18 protein-coding genes and 1 pseudogene are annotated in these 18782 nt (G+C 56.7%); 12 read left to right on the plus strand and 7 right to left on the minus strand.

From position 1 onward, the window contains the following. Nucleotides 1-19: 19 nt before the first annotated feature. Nucleotides 20-586 (minus strand): acetate uptake transporter, encoded by a 567-nt coding sequence (gene satP / locus QLG21_RS03250; protein WP_006173976.1) that lies wholly within the window; start codon nt 584-586, stop codon nt 20-22. A gap of 295 nt (nt 587-881) precedes the next feature. Here satP and dnaK point away from each other — a divergent pair, with 295 nt between their 5' ends. The 4 genes from dnaK (at nt 882) to nhaR (ending at nt 6335) form a co-directional block, all read left to right on the plus strand. Next, complete coding sequence (gene dnaK, locus QLG21_RS03255) at nt 882-2795, plus strand: molecular chaperone DnaK (protein ID WP_282483878.1); 1914 nt, start codon at nt 882-884, stop codon at nt 2793-2795. Nucleotides 2796-2880: 85 nt separating this feature from the next. Then, complete coding sequence (dnaJ, locus tag QLG21_RS03260) at nt 2881-4029, plus strand: molecular chaperone DnaJ (protein ID WP_006173972.1); 1149 nt, start codon at nt 2881-2883, stop codon at nt 4027-4029. Nucleotides 4030-4202: 173 nt separating this feature from the next. After that, a complete protein-coding gene (gene nhaA, locus QLG21_RS03265; protein WP_282483879.1) occupies nt 4203-5378 on the plus strand; it encodes a Na+/H+ antiporter NhaA in 1176 nt (391 codons plus the stop codon). Between the two features lie 57 nt (nt 5379-5435). Further along, complete coding sequence (gene nhaR / locus QLG21_RS03270; protein ID WP_006173964.1) at nt 5436-6335, plus strand: transcriptional activator NhaR; 900 nt, start codon at nt 5436-5438, stop codon at nt 6333-6335. 57 nt (nt 6336-6392) lie between these two features. Here the strand turns inward: nhaR and rpsT are convergent, their stop codons facing one another. Beyond that, nucleotides 6393-6656 (minus strand): 30S ribosomal protein S20, encoded by a 264-nt coding sequence (rpsT, locus tag QLG21_RS03275; protein ID WP_003856458.1) that lies wholly within the window; start codon nt 6654-6656, stop codon nt 6393-6395. A gap of 113 nt (nt 6657-6769) precedes the next feature. On the opposite strand from rpsT, the pseudogene QLG21_RS03280 reads away from it, so the two are divergent. The 8 genes and pseudogenes from QLG21_RS03280 (at nt 6770) to QLG21_RS03315 (ending at nt 14257) form a co-directional block, all read left to right on the plus strand. Continuing rightward, a pseudogene (locus QLG21_RS03280) lies at nt 6770-6977 on the plus strand (DUF2575 domain-containing protein). 7 nt (nt 6978-6984) lie between these two features. Then, nucleotides 6985-7911: a bifunctional riboflavin kinase/FAD synthetase gene (gene ribF, locus QLG21_RS03285; protein ID WP_282483880.1), complete on the plus strand. Its 927-nt coding sequence runs from the start codon at nt 6985-6987 to the stop codon at nt 7909-7911. 45 nt (nt 7912-7956) lie between these two features. Next, on the plus strand, nt 7957-10773 hold the full coding sequence (ileS, locus tag QLG21_RS03290) for an isoleucine--tRNA ligase (protein WP_137849616.1): 2817 nt from the start codon (nt 7957-7959) through the stop codon (nt 10771-10773). Then, nucleotides 10773-11273, plus strand: a complete 501-nt coding sequence (gene lspA, locus QLG21_RS03295) for a signal peptidase II (RefSeq protein ID WP_006173956.1) — start codon at nt 10773-10775, stop codon at nt 11271-11273. The genes ileS and lspA overlap by 1 nt, the downstream gene beginning before the upstream one ends. A gap of 118 nt (nt 11274-11391) precedes the next feature. After that, nucleotides 11392-11841 carry an FKBP-type peptidyl-prolyl cis-trans isomerase gene (gene fkpB / locus QLG21_RS03300; protein ID WP_006173955.1) on the plus strand — a complete coding sequence of 150 codons (450 nt, stop codon included), beginning with the start codon at nt 11392-11394 and terminating at the stop codon, nt 11839-11841. Between the two features lies 1 nt (nt 11842). Next, nucleotides 11843-12793 carry a 4-hydroxy-3-methylbut-2-enyl diphosphate reductase gene (ispH, locus tag QLG21_RS03305; RefSeq protein ID WP_006173954.1) on the plus strand — a complete coding sequence of 317 codons (951 nt, stop codon included), beginning with the start codon at nt 11843-11845 and terminating at the stop codon, nt 12791-12793. 137 nt (nt 12794-12930) lie between these two features. Further along, on the plus strand, nt 12931-13494 hold the full coding sequence (locus tag QLG21_RS03310) for a glucose-6-phosphate isomerase family protein (RefSeq protein ID WP_137849615.1): 564 nt from the start codon (nt 12931-12933) through the stop codon (nt 13492-13494). Further along, the gene (locus tag QLG21_RS03315; RefSeq protein WP_282483881.1) at nt 13487-14257 is read left to right on the plus strand and encodes a glucose-6-phosphate isomerase family protein; all 771 of its coding nucleotides are present in this window, start codon (nt 13487-13489) and stop codon (nt 14255-14257) included. Before QLG21_RS03310 ends, QLG21_RS03315 begins: the two co-directional genes overlap by 8 nt. A 37-nt stretch (nt 14258-14294) precedes the next feature. On the opposite strand, the gene QLG21_RS03320 is transcribed toward QLG21_RS03315, so the two are convergent. The 5 genes from QLG21_RS03320 to QLG21_RS03340 are packed head-to-tail and all read right to left on the minus strand — an operon-like array spanning nt 14295 to nt 18602. Then, nucleotides 14295-15113, minus strand: a complete 819-nt coding sequence (locus QLG21_RS03320) for a PTS system mannose/fructose/sorbose family transporter subunit IID (protein ID WP_282483882.1) — start codon at nt 15111-15113, stop codon at nt 14295-14297. Further along, nucleotides 15113-15910, minus strand: a complete 798-nt coding sequence (locus QLG21_RS03325; RefSeq protein ID WP_282483931.1) for a PTS sugar transporter subunit IIC — start codon at nt 15908-15910, stop codon at nt 15113-15115. Before QLG21_RS03325 ends, QLG21_RS03320 begins: the two co-directional genes overlap by 1 nt. 10 nt (nt 15911-15920) lie before the next feature. After that, a complete protein-coding gene (locus tag QLG21_RS03330) occupies nt 15921-16415 on the minus strand; it encodes a PTS sugar transporter subunit IIB (RefSeq protein ID WP_006173940.1) in 495 nt (164 codons plus the stop codon). Nucleotides 16416-16425: 10 nt separating this feature from the next. Then, a complete protein-coding gene (locus tag QLG21_RS03335; protein ID WP_282483883.1) occupies nt 16426-16854 on the minus strand; it encodes a PTS sugar transporter subunit IIA in 429 nt (142 codons plus the stop codon). A 2-nt stretch (nt 16855-16856) separates the two neighbouring features. After that, nucleotides 16857-18602, minus strand: coding sequence for a class I mannose-6-phosphate isomerase (locus tag QLG21_RS03340; RefSeq protein ID WP_282483884.1), 1746 nt, complete (start codon nt 18600-18602; stop codon nt 16857-16859). Between the last annotated feature and the right edge of the window lie 180 nt (nt 18603-18782).

Raw genomic sequence — 18782 nt, forward strand, 5'->3', positions numbered from 1 at the left:
CCCCCCCACGGAAGAGCTATCAGTGTTTTTCACCAATCGGCAGCACGGTGCGGCCAAACTGCTCGTTCAGCACTTCGCCCATTGCCAGGTAGATAGCGCTTGCGCCACACACCAGGCCAACCCAGCCCGCGATGTGTACGATGCCTTCGTTATCCGCCAGGTGGCCAATCGCCAACAGGGCGAACAGCACGGTCAGGCTCAGGAAGACGAACTGCAGCGCGCGGTTAGCCTTCAGCGTACCGAAGAACATGAACAGCGTGAAGACACCCCACAGGCCCAGGTAAACGCCCAGGAAGTGTGCGTTTGCTGCGTCTGTCAGACCCATTTTAGGCATCAGCAGAATGGCGACCAGCGTCAGCCAGAAGGAGCCGTAAGAGGTAAAGGCCGTTAAGCCAAAAGTGTTGCCTTTTTTGTATTCCAGCAGGCCCGCGAAGATTTGTGCGATACCGCCGTAAAAGATGCCCATCGCCAGGATAATGCCGTCCATCGGGAACATCCCGATATTGTGCAGGTTCAGCAGGATGGTGGTCATGCCAAAACCCATCAGGCCCAGCGGAGCCGGATTAGCCAACTTAGTGTTGCCCATAAGTCCTCAAAAAAATCATCATTAATATGGTGAAATGGTGAATCCCGCGTCAATTCTCCCTGACGGGGCGCGGCATCATAATGGGGACGCACCATGCCGTCTATGATCTGATCAGGGTGAAATTAAAATATTTTTTATCCTTCCCCCTTGATGGATGCCGTTGCGACCCCATCTTGTAAGCAACCGCAGTGTGTGGACCTGAAAAAATCAAATCTGGGCAGTTGAAAAAGCACGTTCTGCCCTTATTACAGGTACACAACCACATGTTGACTGAATTTTTAGTGGAGACGTTTAGATGGGTAAAATTATTGGTATCGACCTGGGTACTACCAACTCTTGTGTAGCGATTATGGACGGCACTACCGCACGTGTGCTGGAGAATGCCGAGGGCGATCGCACCACGCCTTCTATCATTGCCTATACCCAGGATGGTGAAACTCTGGTTGGTCAGCCGGCTAAACGTCAGGCAGTGACAAACCCGCAAAACACCCTGTTTGCGATTAAACGCCTGATCGGCCGCCGCTTCCAGGACGAAGAAGTTCAGCGTGACGTTGCTATCATGCCGTACAAAATCATCGCGGCGGATAACGGCGATGCATGGCTTGATGTGAAAGGCACCAAAACGGCACCACCGCAGATCTCTGCTGAAGTGCTGAAAAAAATGAAGAAAACGGCGGAAGATTACCTGGGCGAACCGGTAACTGAAGCGGTTATCACCGTACCTGCATACTTCAACGATGCTCAGCGTCAGGCAACAAAAGATGCTGGCCGTATCGCAGGTCTGGAAGTAAAACGTATCATCAACGAACCAACCGCGGCTGCACTGGCTTACGGTCTGGATAAAGAAATGGGCAACCGCACTATCGCGGTTTACGACCTCGGTGGTGGTACCTTCGATATCTCTATTATCGAAATCGACGATGTTGACGGCGAAAAAACCTTCGAAGTTCTGGCAACCAACGGTGATACCCACCTGGGTGGTGAAGACTTCGACAGCCGTATGATCAACTACCTCGTTGACGAGTTTAAGAAAGATCAGGGCATTGACCTGCGTAACGACCCGCTGGCTATGCAGCGCCTGAAAGAAGCCGCTGAGAAAGCGAAGATCGAGCTGTCTTCTGCTCAGCAGACCGACGTGAACCTGCCGTACATCACCGCAGACGCGACCGGTCCAAAACACATGAACATCAAAGTGACCCGTGCGAAACTGGAAAGCCTGGTCGAAGACCTGGTGAACCGTTCTATCGAGCCGCTGAAAGTTGCGCTGCAGGACGCGGGTCTGTCCGTCTCTGACATCCAGGACGTTATCCTGGTCGGTGGTCAGACGCGTATGCCAATGGTTCAGAAGAAAGTGGCAGAGTTCTTTGGTAAAGAGCCACGTAAAGACGTTAACCCGGACGAAGCTGTTGCTATCGGTGCAGCGGTTCAGGGTGGCGTACTGACCGGTGAAGTGAAAGACGTACTGCTGCTGGACGTTACCCCGCTGTCTCTGGGTATCGAAACCATGGGCGGTGTGATGACGGCGCTCATCAACAAAAACACCACCATCCCAACGAAACACAGCCAGGTGTTCTCTACCGCTGAAGACAACCAGTCTGCGGTAACCATCCATGTGATTCAGGGTGAGCGTAAGCGTGCGGCGGATAACAAATCTCTGGGTCAGTTCAACCTGGACGGTATCAACCCGGCTCCACGCGGCATGCCACAGATCGAAGTCACCTTCGACATCGATGCTGACGGTATCCTGCACGTGTCTGCGAAAGACAAAAACAGCGGTAAAGAGCAGAAGATCACCATCAAGGCATCTTCTGGCCTGAACGAAGCGGAAATCGAAAAAATGGTTCGTGATGCAGAAGCTAACGCTGAATCCGACCGTAAGTTCGAAGAGCTGGTTCAGACCCGTAACCAGGGTGACCATCTGCTGCACAGCACCCGTAAGCAGGTTGAAGAAGCAGGCGATAAACTGCCAGCAGAAGACAAAACGGCTATCGAGGCTGCACTGAGCGCGCTGGAAACCTCGCTGAAAGGCGAAGACAAAGCGGACATCGAAGCGAAGATGCAGGAGCTGGCACAGGCTTCTCAGAAGCTGATGGAAATCGCACAGCAGCAGCACGCACAGCAGCAGGCTGGCGCTGATGCCTCTGCGAACAACGCGAAAGACGACGACGTGGTCGACGCTGAGTTCGAAGAAGTAAAAGACAAAAAATAATCGCCCTTTGAACGGGTAATTACTGGCACGGGCGAAGAGGTTTCCTCTCCGCCCGTGCACGCATGTTAGGGGCAGATAAAACAAGATGGCGAAGCTTGATTATTACGAGATTTTAGGCGTTCCCAAAACAGCGGAAGAGCGTGAAATCAAAAAGGCGTATAAGCGCCTGGCCATGAAATATCACCCGGACCGTAATCAGGGTGATAAAGAGGCTGAATCCAAATTTAAAGAGATCAAAGAAGCCTACGAAGTTCTGACCGATGCGCAAAAACGTGCAGCCTACGATCAGTACGGTCACGCGGCCTTTGAACAGGGCGGCATGGGCGGCGGCGGATTCGGCGGCGCGGGCGGCTTTGGCGGCGGTGCTGATTTCAGCGATATCTTTGGCGATGTCTTCGGCGACATCTTCGGCGGTGGTCGTGGTCGCCAGCGCGCGGCGCGCGGCGCAGATCTGCGTTACAACATGGATCTGACGCTGGAAGAAGCCGTTCGCGGTGTCACCAAAGAGATCCGTATCCCGACGCTGGAAGAGTGTGACGTTTGCCACGGCAGCGGCGCGAAGGCGGGCACCCAGCCACAGACCTGTCCAACCTGTCACGGTTCCGGTCAGGTGCAGATGCGCCAGGGCTTCTTCGCGGTACAGCAGGCGTGTCCTCACTGTCACGGTCGCGGTACGCTGATTAAAGATCCGTGCAACAAATGCCACGGTCATGGTCGCGTTGAGAAAACCAAAACCCTGTCCGTTAAAATTCCGGCTGGCGTCGATACGGGCGACCGCATCCGTCTGTCGGGCGAAGGTGAAGCAGGCGAGCACGGCGCGCCGGCAGGCGATCTGTACGTTCAGGTTCAGGTGAAACAGCACGCAATCTTTGAGCGTGAAGGTAACAACCTGTACTGCGAAGTGCCGATCAACTTCGCGATGGCCGCGCTTGGTGGCGAGATTGAAGTGCCAACGCTTGATGGTCGCGTAAACCTGAAAGTGCCAGGCGAAACCCAGACCGGCAAGCTGTTCCGCATGCGCGGTAAAGGCGTGAAGTCCGTTCGCGGTGGTGCGCAGGGCGACCTGCTGTGCCGCGTGGTGGTCGAAACGCCGGTGGGCCTCAACGATAAGCAGAAACAGCTGCTGAAAGAGTTGCAGGAAAGCTTTGGTGGGCCGACGGGTGAAAACAATAGCCCACGCTCTAAAAGCTTCTTCGATGGCGTCAAAAAATTCTTCGATGACCTGACCCGCTAATTCTCTGCTGGTCACTATCCTTTAAAAAGCCCGGAAGCGATTCCGGGCTTTTTCTATTTGTGGGTATAGCTCGGTAAAACTGAATGTAGAGCCAACATTAATCTGATTTTCCCGATCTATATGGCTTGGTATTATGGTTTTAACGACGTATTCTGGGTAAAGAGAGAATTTAAGTGAAATTATTACAGCGTTTCTTTAGCAACGAAGCCTCCGGCGGCGTGATCCTGATCATCGCCGCTGCGGCCGCGATGGCCCTGGCTAACATGGGCATTACGCGCGATCTCTACCATGCATTTCTGGAAACCCCCGTCGAGCTGAAGGTCGGGCCGCTGGAAATTAACAAGAACATGCTGCTGTGGATCAACGACGCGCTGATGGCGGTGTTCTTCCTGCTGGTCGGGCTGGAGGTGAAGCGTGAGCTGGTGCTGGGTTCGCTTGCCAGCCGACAGCGCGCGGCGTTCCCGGTGATTGCCGCCCTTGGCGGTATGGTCGTTCCGGCGCTGCTCTTCCTGGCATTCACCTGGCAGGATCCGGTTGCTCGCCACGGCTGGGCCATTCCGGCTGCAACGGATATCGCCTTTGCGCTCGGGGTACTGGCCCTGCTGGGCAGCCGCGTGCCGATGGCGTTAAAAATCTTCCTGATGGCGCTGGCCATCATTGACGATCTGGGCGCAATCATCATTATTGCGCTGTTCTATACCAGCGACTTGTCGGTATTGTCGCTGAGCGTGGCGGCTGGGGCGATTGCGGTGCTGGCGTTGCTGAATATCTTCAACGTCCGCCGCATTGGCATTTATATGCTGGTGGGCGTCGTGCTGTGGACCGCCGTGCTGAAATCGGGCATCCATGCCACGCTGGCGGGGGTGATTGTGGGCTTCTTTGTGCCGCTTAAGCCGCAGGAGGGCAAGTCTCCTGCACAACAGTTAGAGCATGTGCTTCAGCCGTGGGTCGCCTTCATGATCCTGCCGCTGTTTGCCTTTGCCAACGCGGGCGTTTCGCTGGCTGGCGTCACCCTCGATGGCCTGACGTCGGTTCTGCCGCTGGGCATTATTGCCGGGCTGTTTATCGGTAAGCCGCTGGGAGTTAGCCTGTTCTGCTGGTTGGCGCTGAAACTCAAGCTGGCATCGCTGCCGAACGGCGCGACCTTCAGACAAATTATGGCGGTGGGCGTGTTGTGCGGTATCGGGTTTACGATGTCGATTTTCATCTCGACGCTGGCGTTTGGCGCACATGCGCCTGAGCTGATTGTCTGGGCGAAGCTCGGCATTCTTATCGGGTCATTACTGGCCGCAGTCACAGGATATACATTGTTGAAAGTGAAACTGTCAGGGCAGGTTGCCCGGGCATAACGGAAGACCGGGAGAGGGGGACCTTCTCCCGGTAAACGATCAGGGAGCGAAGACGCGATGTCTCATTTGAATTACAACCATCTTTACTACTTCTGGCACGTCTACAAACAAGGCTCGGTGGTGGGGGCCGCAGAGGCGCTCTATCTGACGCCGCAGACCATTACCGGGCAAATCAAAGCCCTGGAAGAGCGCCTGCAGGGCAAACTCTTTAAGCGTAAAGGCCGCGGGATAGAACCAACGGAGCTGGGCGAGCTGGTGTTTCGCTATGCGGACAAGATGTTCACCCTCAGCCAGGAGATGCTGGATATCGTCAACTACCGCAAGGAGTCGAACCTGCTCTTTGACGTAGGCGTGGCGGACGCGCTGTCGAAACGGCTGGTGAGTGGCGTGCTGGATGCCGCCGTGGTGGAAGATGAGCAAATTCATTTGCGTTGCTTCGAGTCCACCCATGAGATGCTGCTTGAGCAGCTGAGCCAGCACAAGCTGGATATGATTATCTCGGACTGCCCGATTGACTCCACGCAGCAGGAGGGGCTGTTCTCGGTGAAGATTGGCGAATGCGGTGTCAGCTTCTGGTGCATCAATCCGCCGCCGGAAACACCGTTCCCGGCGTGCCTGGAGGAGCGTCGCCTGCTGGTGCCAGGCAGGCGTTCAATGCTGGGACGTAAACTGCAAAACTGGTTTAACTCCCAGGGGCTGAAGGTGGAGATCCTCGGAGAGTTCGACGACGCGGCGCTGATGAAGGCTTTTGGCGAAGCGCATAACGCTATCTTTGTCGCACCGACGCTGTACGCGCACGATCTCTATTCGGCGAAGGGCATTACGGAGATTGGCAGGGTCGATAACGTGATGGAGGAGTATCACGCCATATTCGCCGAAAGAATGATTCAGCATCCGGCGGTGCAGCGCATCTGCAACCGGGACTACGCGGCGTTGTTTACGCCACCGGCACTCTGAAGGCATAAAAAAACCCGCGTTAAGCGGGTTCTTTAAACAAGCAACAACAAGTAGCGATTAAGCCAGTTTGTTGATCTGCGCGGTCAGGTTTGCTTTATGACGCGCTGCTTTGTTTTTGTGGATCAGACCTTTAGCAGCCTGACGATCCACGATTGGTTGCATTTCGTTAAATGCGTTCTGCGCTGCAGCTTTGTCGCCAGCTTCGATTGCTGCGTATACTTTCTTGATGAAAGTACGCATCATAGAGCGACGGCTTGCGTTGTGCTTACGAGCCTTTTCAGACTGAACGGCACGTTTCTTAGCTGATTTGATATTAGCCAAGTCCAACTCCCAAATATGATCTATGTGGACAATTCAAAGGCCGAGGAATATGCCCTCTTTGCCTTCTTTTGTCAATGGATTTGTGCAAATAAGCGCCGTTAATAAGCGACGCTATGTTACGTAGTGATGGCGCAGGATTCTACCAGCTTGTCTCGTGCGAATACAGCTTTTCGGCAGAAAAAAAAGCACCTCTAAGGCAGATTTTTTCGCTGTGAAAGGTCAGCATGATGAAATCATTATGGCTTTCTGTTTTGCGTGAACAATCGCCGGTTAACCTTAATCGCTGTACAAGGTATACTTTGGCGATTTTCACTGTTTTGAGCCAGACATGAAGCTGATACGCGGCATACAGAATCTCAGCAAAGCCCCGCACGGGTGCGTGCTGACCATTGGTAATTTCGACGGCGTGCATCGTGGTCATCAGGCGCTGTTGCAGGGATTGCGTAAAGAAGGGGAGGCGCGTGGCCTGCCCGTTGTAGTGATGATCTTCGAGCCACAGCCGCTGGAGCTGTTTGCAGGTGAAAAATCTCCTGCCCGCCTGACTCGCCTTCGCGAGAAGCTGCGCTATCTGGCCGAGTCTGGCGTGGACTACGTACTGTGCGTACGTTTCGACCGTCGCTTTGCCGCGCTGACAGCACAAAACTTCGTCAGCGACCTGTTGGTCAAGCAGCTTGGCGTGCAGTTTCTCGCCGTGGGCGATGATTTCCGCTTTGGCGCTGGTCGTCAGGGTGATTTCTTGCTATTACAGAAGGCTGGTCTGGAGTACGGGTTTGACGTCACCAGCGCCATGACGTTCTGCGAAGGCGGCGTTCGCGTCAGCAGCACGGCGGTTCGCCAGGCGCTGGCTAATGACGAACTGGAGACAGCAGCAAACCTGCTGGGGCATCCGTTCACCATTTCAGGCCGCGTGGTGCATGGCGATGCGCTTGGGCGTACCATCGGCTTCCCGACGGCGAATATCCCGCTGCGCCGCCAGGTCTCCCCGGTAAAAGGGGTTTACGCGGTGGAAGTGACTGGCCTTGGCGATAAACCCTTTTATGGCGTCGCTAACATTGGCACGCGTCCTACTGTCGCCGGTGTGCGTCAACAGTTAGAAGTACACCTCCTGGACGTTGTAATGGACCTCTACGGTCGCCATATAGATGTGATACTGCGTAAAAAGATACGCAACGAACAGCGATTTGCCTCGCTGGATGAACTAAAAGCGCAAATTGCGCGAGATGAATTGACGGCCCGTGAGTTTTTTGGGCTATAAAACCGGCTTTAATGCCTACGTGATAAATACGGAACCGAGAATCTGATGAGTGACTTTAAATCAACCCTGAATTTGCCGGAAACAGGGTTCCCGATGCGCGGCGATCTCGCTAAGCGCGAACCGGGAATGCTGGCGCGTTGGACCGATGATGACCTGTACGGCATCATTCGTGCAGCCAAAAAAGGCAAAAAAACCTTCATTCTGCATGATGGCCCTCCCTATGCGAATGGCAGCATTCATATTGGTCACTCGGTTAACAAGATTCTGAAAGACATTATCGTGAAGTCTAAAGGCCTCACGGGGTTCGACTCGCCGTACGTTCCGGGCTGGGACTGCCATGGTCTGCCGATCGAACTGAAAGTTGAGCAAGAGTTCGGTAAACCAGGCGAGAAATTCACCGCCGCTGAATTCCGCGCGAAATGCCGAGAATACGCCGCCACTCAGGTTGACGGTCAGCGTGCTGACTTTATCCGTCTGGGCGTACTGGGCGACTGGTCGCACCCGTACCTGACCATGGATTTCAAAACCGAAGCCAACATCATCCGTGCGCTGGGTAAAATCATCGGTAACGGCCACCTGCATAAAGGCGCGAAGCCGGTGCACTGGTGCGTTGACTGCCGTTCTGCGCTGGCTGAAGCGGAAGTTGAGTATTACGACAAAACCTCGCCGTCTATCGACGTCGCTTTCGAAGCGGTCGATCAGGATGCCATCAAAGGTAAATTCGGTCTGCCTGACGTAAACGGCCCGATCTCGCTGGTGATCTGGACCACCACCCCGTGGACCCTGCCAGCCAACCGTGCGATCTCCCTCTCCAGTGAGTTCGACTACGCGCTGGTGCAGATTGATGGCCGCGCGGTAATCCTGGCGAAAGATCTGGTGGAGAGCGTGCTGAAGCGTGCGAACATCACCGAATACACCGTGCTGGGCACCGTGAAAGGGGATGCGCTGGAACTGATGCGCTTCAAACACCCGTTCCTCGATTTCGATGTGCCTGCGATCCTGGGCGATCACGTAACGCTGGACGCTGGTACCGGTGCGGTTCACACCGCCGGTGGCCACGGTCCTGACGACTACAACATCAGCCTGAAATACGGTCTGGAAATCGCTAACCCGGTGGGGCCAGACGGCTCGTATCTGCCTGGCACCTACCCGGCGCTGGACGGTATCAACGTCTTTAAAGCCAACGACATCATCGTTGACATCCTGCGCACCAGCGGCGCGCTGCTGCACGTAGAGAAAATGCAGCACAGCTATCCGTGCTGCTGGCGCCACAAGACGCCTATCATCTTCCGTGCGACCCCGCAGTGGTTCATCAGCATGGATCAGAAAGGCCTGCGCGCGCAGTCGCTGAAAGAGATCAAAGGCGTGCAGTGGATCCCGGACTGGGGCCAGGCGCGTATCGAATCCATGGTGGCTAACCGTCCTGACTGGTGTATCTCCCGTCAGCGTACCTGGGGCGTGCCAATGTCTCTGTTCGTGCATAAAGAGACGCAGGAACTGCACCCGAATACGCTGGAGCTGATGGAAGACGTGGCGAAGCGCGTCGAAGTTGACGGTATTCAGGCGTGGTGGGATCTCGACGCCCGCGACATCCTGGGCGCGGACGCAGACAACTACGAAAAAGTGCCTGATACCCTGGACGTGTGGTTCGACTCCGGGTCAACCCACTCTTCCGTTGTGGACGTGCGTCCTGAGTTTGCCGGTCACGCCGCCGATATGTATCTGGAAGGGTCTGACCAGCACCGCGGCTGGTTCATGTCATCGCTGATGATCTCCACCGCGATGAAAGGTAAAGCGCCATACCGCCAGGTACTGACTCACGGTTTCACCGTCGATGGTCAGGGCCGTAAGATGTCCAAATCTATCGGCAACACCGTTTCTCCGCAGGACGTGATGAACAAACTGGGCGCGGACATTCTGCGTCTGTGGGTGGCATCAACCGACTACACCGGTGAAATGGCCGTTTCTGATGAAATCCTGAAACGTGCCGCCGACAGCTATCGTCGTATCCGTAACACCGCGCGCTTCCTGCTGGCGAACCTTAACGGTTTCGATCCGGCGAAAGACATGGTGAAACCGGAAGAGATGGTGGTTCTCGACCGCTGGGCGGTTGGCTGTGCGAAAGCCGCGCAGGAAGATATCCTGAAAGCCTACGAGTCTTACGACTTCCACGAAGTGGTGCAGCGCCTGATGCGCTTCTGCTCCATCGAGATGGGCTCGTTCTACCTCGACATCATCAAAGACCGCCAGTACACCGCGAAAGCGGACAGCGTGGCGCGTCGCAGCTGCCAGACTGCGCTGTTCCACATCGCAGAAGCGCTGGTACGCTGGATGGCACCAATCATGTCCTTCACCGCAGACGAGATCTGGGGCTACCTGCCGGGCGACCGCGAGAAGTATGTCTTCACCGGCGAGTGGTACGAAGGTCTGTTCGATCTCTCAAGCACCGAAGCGATGAACGATGCCTTCTGGGACGAGTTGCTGAAAGTGCGTGGCGAAGTGAACAAGGTTATCGAGCAGGCGCGTGCTGATAAGAAAGTCGGTGGTTCTCTGGAAGCGGCAGTGACCCTGTACGCAGAACCTGAGCTGGCGGCCAAGCTGACGGCGCTGGGCGATGAATTACGATTTGTCCTGTTGACCTCCGGTGCGAAAGTTGCGGATTATGCCGGGGCGCCTGCTGATGCACAGCAGAGTGAACTGCTCAAAGGGCTGAAAGTCGCGCTGAGCAAAGCCGACGGTGAGAAGTGCCCGCGTTGCTGGCATTACACCACCGATATCGGCCAGGTGGCGGAACACGCAGAAATCTGCGGACGCTGTGTCAGCAACGTCGCCGGTGATGGCGAAAAACGTAAGTTTGCCTGATGAGTAAACCATTAAGTTCAACAGGACTGCGCTGGCTGTGGCTGGTTGTGGTGGTGCTGATTATCGATCTGGGCAGCAAATTCCTGATCCTCCAGAACTTCGCTCTGGGGGAGACGGTTTCCCTGTTCCCGTCCCTTAATCTGCATTACGCGCGCAACTACGGCGCGGCGTTCAGTTTCCTTGCTGACAGCGGTGGCTGGCAGCGCTGGTTCTTCGCGGGTATCGCAATGGGTATCTGCGTGGTGCTGGCGGTGATGATGTACCGTTCAAAGGCCACGCAGAAGCTGAATAACATCGCCTACGCGCTGATCATTGGCGGTGCGTTAGGCAACCTGTTTGACCGCCTGTGGCACGGCTTCGTGGTCGATATGATCGACTTCTACGTCGGCGACTGGCACTTCGCCACCTTTAACCTGGCCGATAGCGCAATTTGTGTCGGTGCGGCGTTAATCGTGCTGGAAGGCTTCTTGCCTAAACCGGCCGCGAAAGAGCAGGTGTAAGCATTAATGCCGGGTCGCGTGCAGCGATTCCGGCCTATAAAATTTGTGGCCTCCTGTTTGCCGGGTAAACGAAGCGCCACCCGGCAAACAGGCACCCCAAAACAAGCGAGCAATGTGCATGTCTAAATCCGTACAGAGCAACAGCGCAGTCCTCGTTCACTTCACGCTGAAGCTGGACGATGGCTCAACGGCCGAGTCTACCCGTAACAACGGCAAACCTGCCCTGTTCCGTCTTGGCGATACCTCACTGTCTGAAGGTCTTGAGCAACAGCTGCTGGGCCTGAAAGAGGGCGAGAAGAAGGTCTTTTCGCTGGAGCCGGATGCGGCGTTTGGCGTGCCAAGCCCGGACCTGATCCAGTATTTCTCGCGCCGTGAGTTTATGGACGCGGGCGAGCCGGAAATCGGGGCTATCATGCTCTTTACCGCTATGGACGGCAGCGAAATGCCTGGCGTGATCCGCGAAATCAACGGCGACTCTATCACCGTCGACTTCAACCATCCGCTTGCCGGGCGTACCGTTCATTTTGATGTAGAAGTGCTGGAGATCGATCCGGCACTGGAGGCCTGAAATGCAGATCCTGTTGGCTAACCCGCGCGGTTTCTGCGCCGGTGTAGACCGCGCTATCAGCATTGTTGAAAACGCGCTGGAAATTTACGGCGCGCCAATTTACGTGCGTCATGAAGTGGTGCATAACCGCTACGTGGTCGACAGCCTGCGCGAGCGCGGTGCCATCTTTATCGAGCAGATCAGCGAAGTGCCGGACGGCGCGATCCTGATCTTCTCCGCCCACGGCGTGTCCCAGGCGGTGCGTAACGAAGCGAAAAGCCGTGAACTGACCGTTTTCGATGCAACCTGTCCGCTGGTGACCAAGGTGCATATGGAAGTGGCGCGCGCCAGCCGTCGCGGTGAAGAGTCGATTCTGATTGGTCACGCGGGCCACCCGGAAGTCGAGGGCACCATGGGCCAGTACAGTAACCCGGAAGGGGGCATGTATCTGGTCGAGTCGCCGGACGATGTGCTGACGCTTAACGTCAAAAACGAAGCCCGCCTGTCGTTTATGACCCAGACGACGCTCTCCGTGGACGACACCTCAGACGTGATTGACGCGCTGCGTCAGCGCTTCCCGAAGATCGTCGGGCCGCGTAAAGACGATATCTGCTACGCCACCACCAACCGTCAGGAAGCGGTGCGCGCGCTGGCTGAACAGGCGGATGTGGTGCTGGTGGTCGGCTCGAAAAACTCCTCTAACTCTAACCGTCTGGCCGAGCTGGCCCAGCGTATGGGGAAAGCGGCGTTTCTGATCGACGACGCGACGGATATCCAGGAAGCGTGGGTGAAAAATGCAGCCTGTGTTGGCGTCACGGCCGGGGCTTCCGCGCCGGATATTCTGGTGCAGAACGTCATCACCCGACTGCAGGAACTCGGCGGCGGCGAAGCGGTTCCGCTGGAAGGGCGCGAAGAGAACATTGTCTTCGAAGTGCCGAAAGAGCTGCGTATCGATGCGCGCGAAGTCGAGTAACTGAGTTTTAATGAATGCAAAGCCAGGCCCGGAGCCTGGCTTTTTTGATCCACGGCGCAATTCCGGCACGGCATCACAAGGTTAATCGATTAATCTGCTATGCTTTTCAGGCTGTTCTCCTCGGGCCGGAGACACATATGAAACCTGACATTATCCAGCCACCGCAGGTGGACTGGCAGACCGGCGCGTTCGCGCAGGGTCATATCCTTCGTAAAACGACGCGCATTGCCGATCTGGCTGGCGTGTTTGCCTGCACCGACGCCTGGCAGAACGGCGACCCGCAACGGCCCGTTTACGACGTTGAAATCCTCGACGGTAATACGGCCGAAGGCAGCCTGTTCACTGGCGTAACCCATCTTCAGCCCGGAAAAGTCGGCAATGAATTCTTTATGACCCGCGGCCACTTCCACGCGCGCCGGGAGCAGGGGGAAGTCTATCTCGGGCTGCGCGGGACGGGATTATTGCTGCTGCAATCAGAGAGCGGCAAGGCGTGGCTGGAACCCGTGATCGCCGGTTCGGTACACGTCATTCCCGGCTTTACCGCACATCGTCTGATTAACACCGGCACGGAGGTACTCTCCGCGCTGGCGGTCTGGCCGACAATCGCCGGGCATGATTACGCGGCTCTTCAGCAGGGTTTTGCGCTGAGGGTGACGGAGGTGGACGGCGACATCCTGGTGCGTGAGGTGCAGCATGGCTAATTACGGGCTGGATATGCAGATACATCATCGGCCGCTCGGCTTTTCATACGGAGAAGAGGTCACAGGCCCGATGCCGGAGATCCGCCGTCTGGATCAGATCCGCTCGTCGCTGCGCGATCCGGACTGTCAGGGGCCGGAAGAGGTGTACGCTATTGCGATGGACGTGGCGCGAATGCAGGACAGGGATGAGCTGAGCAAACGGATGCTGCTGTTTGGCGTGGTGACCTATGCCGCCGGACAGCTTGGCGACGAGCCCGTGCGCAGCCAGGGGCATGTTCATCGCATCAGCCAGCACAGCGGCTGGTCGCCGCCAGAGCTGTATGAGATCTGGCAGGGGACCGCCATTATTTATATGCAGGAGCGGGTTGAAAACGATCCGGGCCGCTGCTTTGCCGTGATCGCTCGCGAAGGCGAGAAGGTGCTGGTTCCACCGGGCTGGGGCCATGCCACACTCTCCGCCGATCCGGATGTTCCGCTGACGTTTGGCGCCTGGTGCGACCGGGAATATGGCTTTGAGTACGAGGCCGTGCGGGCGCATAAAGGGCTGGCCTGGTATCCGCTGATGCAGGACCGGCAGGTCGTCTGGCAGCATAACCCGCGCTATGCGCCGGGACGATTACAGGTCATCACGCCGCGTCGGTATGATGAGTTTGGTATTACTGCGGAGCCCATCTACCAGCAGTTTGTTGCCGATCCGGCGCGCTTTCAGTTTATCTCCCGGCCCGATAAAGTCGCCGCGCTGTGGCAGAATTTTCATCCATAAAAAAACCGGGGCCAGTTGGCCCCGGTTTTCACAGGCATTATCCGGTGAAAAGCCCCGACGCCACGCCAGCGGCGGCCAGTACCAGCAGGAGCAGCATCGCCTTAACCGGTGACACACCGCGTTTCGCCATCAGGTACCAGGTGCTCAGTACCACCACCAGCGGCAGCAGCTGCGGGAAAATCCCGTCGAGCATCTGCTGAACATGGATATTAACCCCATCTTTGGTGATGAACTCCAGCCCGGTGCCCAGCTTCACATAGCTTGCCGCGACGCCACCCATCACAAAAACACCCAGCAGGGACAGCGCTTCGCGCAGGCGGGTCGATTTGCTGCTCACCAGCATTTCAACAGAGCCGGATCCCATCTGGTAACCCTTCAGGAACAAGAACCAGGAGCCAGGTATGATAATGGCAAGCCAGGCCACTATGTAGAACAACGGTCCCAGGGCGTTACCGCCTGCCGCCAGCGCCATACCGATGCTGAGCAGAATAGGGATCAACATGCCGGGGATCATCGAATCGCCGATCCCGGCGATCGGCCCCATCAGGCCAACCTTGAGGGTATTGATCGTCTCACCATCGATAGGCTCACCGTTGGCCTTTTTCTCTTCAAGGCCCAGCGCCATCCCGTTCACAATGGCGCCAATCTGCGGCTCGGTATTGTAGAAAGAGGCGTGGCGACGCAGCATTTCCCGCCGCTGGTCGGCATCCGGGTAGAGCTTTTTGGCGACCGGCAGCATGCTCAGGCAGAATCCGAATGACTCAAGGCGCTCAAAGCTCATCGACGACAGGTTGTGCATCATCCATGCCCGCCAGCAGCGGCGCAGATCCTTACGGGTCAGTTTACGTTCTTCCATCAGAATTCGTCCTCGTCATCGACGACCGGTGCAGAGGCGACGGCCTTTGCGGATTCCGGTTTGTAGTTATAGTGGATCAGCGCCAGCAGCGCGCCAACGATGACCAGCGCAACCATGTTGAGCTTCAGGAAAACGATGCAGACGAAGCCCACCAGAAAGTAGATCAGCATGCTGTAGTCTTTGATGATCTGCTTGAGCAGGATAGCGATACCGACGGCGGGCAAGATCCCACCTAAAACGTTCATGGTAGACAGCACCACGGCTGGCAGGCTGTCCATGATGCCGCTGATATACTGCGCGCCGTAGTAGACGGCAATGAACGTCGGAACAAAACGCAGAATAAAGTTGGTCGCCTGGGGCCAGATGGCGCTGTTCAGATAGATCCCCCGCTCGTCGCCGCGCTCAAGGGCGTTATCCGCGCGATGGTTCCAGAAGGAGTTCAGCACCATCATCATATTAAACAGAATGGTCCCGGCAATGCCGATCGTAGCCGCCAGCGCCACCGCCACTTCCGGGCCTTTACCCGACAGAATACCCAGCGCAATGGCCGGGTAGGCGACAAAGTTCAGGTCAGCGGGCATCGACCCGCCCGGCGTCACCATGGCGATATAGACCGCCTGCACCGCCACGCCAATCATGATACCGGTCTTAATATCGCCAAGGATAATGCCCACCAGCATGCCTGACACCAGCGGGCGGGTGATCAAATACCAGCCGCCGGTCAGGCCCAGCAGCCAGGGGCTGCTCAGCGCGCCCAGATAACAGAGCACGCCAATTAATGCCGCTTCGATAATCATCATTCGCTCCTTATTTCAGCTTTTGCCGGGCATCCTGCCAGCTGTAGCTGCTGGCATCCGGTACCAGACGAAATTCAATGAGATGCCCCTGAGCGTTAAGCCAGTCAAACGCCGCGATCTCCTCTGCGTTGACCGACTGGTTCGGGCCAATAGTGGTGGTCTCCGCGCGGGCGCTCATCGGGCCAACGTTGATTTTGCCGTTACTGTTTTTCAGGCTGATACCGGCCTGTTCAATGCGCTGCAGGGTGAGGGGCGATTTGCCAATAACGAAATAGCGCTTGTCGCTGGCGATGACCTTCGGCAATTTTTCAATCGCCGTTGCGGTATCAAAAAGCCAGACTTTGGTGTCGGAGACGGCACCTTTCATGACGGAAGAGAGAAGGGGATCGGCCGCCACGGCGTCGTCAATGGCCACGATACCGTCGCAGGGCAGCTCTTTGGCCCAGCGTGTGATGAGCTGCCCGTGGATCACGCGGTCATCGATGCGTACAAAAGAAATGCTCATAGTGGAGTCCTCAAAAGTCGTCGGATTGCACGGCAGAAGCGGGAGCAGCTACCACCAGCGTGGGTTGGGTGAGCGCCAGCAGCAGGCTGGCCGCGGCGTTCACGTCGGCAAGCGCGTGGATCTCATCGGTTTGCAGCAGCATCGGCAGATTTACCCCGCCCAGCACCGCCACCGGCGGCGTGGTGTCTGGCGAAAAGGCGGCGCTGCTGGCGACGTTCCACGGCGTGCCGCTTTGCATATCGCACAGCACCAGTACACCCTCTGCGTGTTGTGAGGCCTGAGCCAGCACGCGGGCAAACTCCTGCTTAAAGCCTTCAATTCCCGCCTCACCGGTGAGCGTAACGGCATAGCAGTAGGGCAGATCGCCGTAAACCATGCGGGCGCTGTCGAGCATCGCCTTTGCCATCGGCCCGTGGGAGGCCACAATGATGTTAATCATGCTTACCCCCTGACCCAGGCTTTAACGGTGGCGAGCTGCTGGCCTGCGCCTTTGCCCCACGGTGTGATTCGGTATTCCCCTACGGCGGCAGGAATGATAAATGTCTCTGCGTAATGCACGACGAAAGGCTCAAACGCGCCGCTCGGGCTGTCGACGCGCGCTTCGTCGCCCTCAACCAGATTAAGCACGTTGACGCCGCCTTCAGTGTGGTGAACGACCGGGCCGCTAAACCAGTGGCGGCGTGTTTCGATAAATTCACGTTCGTGCAGGCCGGTTCGTTCTTCACGCCAGCCTTCACCCTCCGCCACCGGTTCAATCCGGTTGACCAGGTGGTCATTTACCCATTGAGTATCACGCTGCCAGTCGATAACCTGCTCGCCGTGATCGAGGTGAACCGGGCGCGGCAAGCCATCAAGACCCAGGCGGCCCCAGTCCCATAGCTTAAAGGTGAAAATGTACGGGGTGGCGCTGATCTCAAGCACCATGGTGCCGGCACCTGAGCAATGTACGGTTCCGGCCGGGATGAGAAAGTGATCGTGTTTTTTGGCGGGGATTTGATTCACAAAGCGTGCATCGTCGAACGGTTTTTCGCCCCGCGCGGCCTGGCGCAGATCGTCCATCATCGCCTCAGGCCGGGTGCCTGTTTGGGTGCCGAGATAGACCATGGCACCCGGCTCGGCGTCAAGAATGTAGTAGCTCTCATCCTGGGTATAATGCATGCCAAACTGCTGCTGAATGTACTCCGTCAGCGGATGCACCTGAAAACTCAGATTTTGCCCCCCGACGGTATCAAGAAAATCAAAGCGGATGGGGAACTCGGCCCCGAAGCGGGCGTGAACCTTTTCGCCCAGCAGCGCGCGCGGTTGCAACAGAACGACATCAATGGAGGGGATCTCGATCCGAACGTCGCCAAACCGCATCAGCAGGCTGTTTTCCTCGGGCACGCAGTCAAAACACCATGCGTAGTTAGGCTTCGCTGGATCGAGATCGAATCGTTGTTTCATCCACTGGCCGCCCCAGACGCCGGGATCAAAGAAGGGGACAACGCGGAACGGCTGTTGTGTGGTCTGCTTAAGCCCCGCGCGAAGTGCCTCGCCGCTGACCATGGCCGGTGCGTCGGCCTGGGTGGTATCAAGCAGGAAATTACAGCGCTTGAGCAGCGGCGTTTTGTGTCGGTCAAAGACGCGCCACTCAACGAAAAAGGCGCGTTTATACCGGCGCAGCATATCTTCAGTGAGGTTTTCAACACCCCAGTTGCCCAGCTCGCCTGCGCGCATGCGCTGCTGAATTTCCCAGCGCGGCATATCGGCGTACACCAGCACATCGCCCGGATGGACCAGAGCGGCACCGGAGCCATACACAATCACCAGTCCCGCCGCCTCGGCCACCTGCTTTTGCAGGGCCGTTAATGCTTCGGCATCAAAAAACTCGGCGAGCTGGTGGCAGGAGAGCACGCCAAACACGCGGTCATCCGTCAGGTTGCGGGCCAGCATCTCGCTAAGCGTGTGCTCGTCGCGGCGGGCCGTTTCGACGTTTATCCGCACCGCGTTGCCGAACCGGGCAAGCACATTACGCTCCAGCTCCTCCAGACGGACGCCAGGATAGCAATCGATAACCAGCACGGTTTTCCGGGACGTCAGGACCCTGGTGTTAAGCGCCGTAATAATGTCGTTCCACCCACGCCATGCGTGAGCGTCAAAGCCCCGAACAGAGACTTCAGGATGTTTGTTATAAGGGGGATAAGTCATCGTTTCACTCCGTTGTCGTTGAAACAAGATTAATCGATTAACCTTGCAATGGAAGAGTGGTTAACGCGATTAACCTGGCAAAACGGCGAGGAAAGGCGGTTTTATGGCGGGGAGTGTGAACCGCTTCACAGGGAATTAGACAAAAATCAGGTTATTCGATTAATCTGTGAAGAATAGGGG

The organism is Enterobacter sp. V87_3 (genome assembly GCF_029967835.1).
GTDB lineage: Bacteria > Pseudomonadota > Gammaproteobacteria > Enterobacterales > Enterobacteriaceae > Enterobacter > Enterobacter cancerogenus.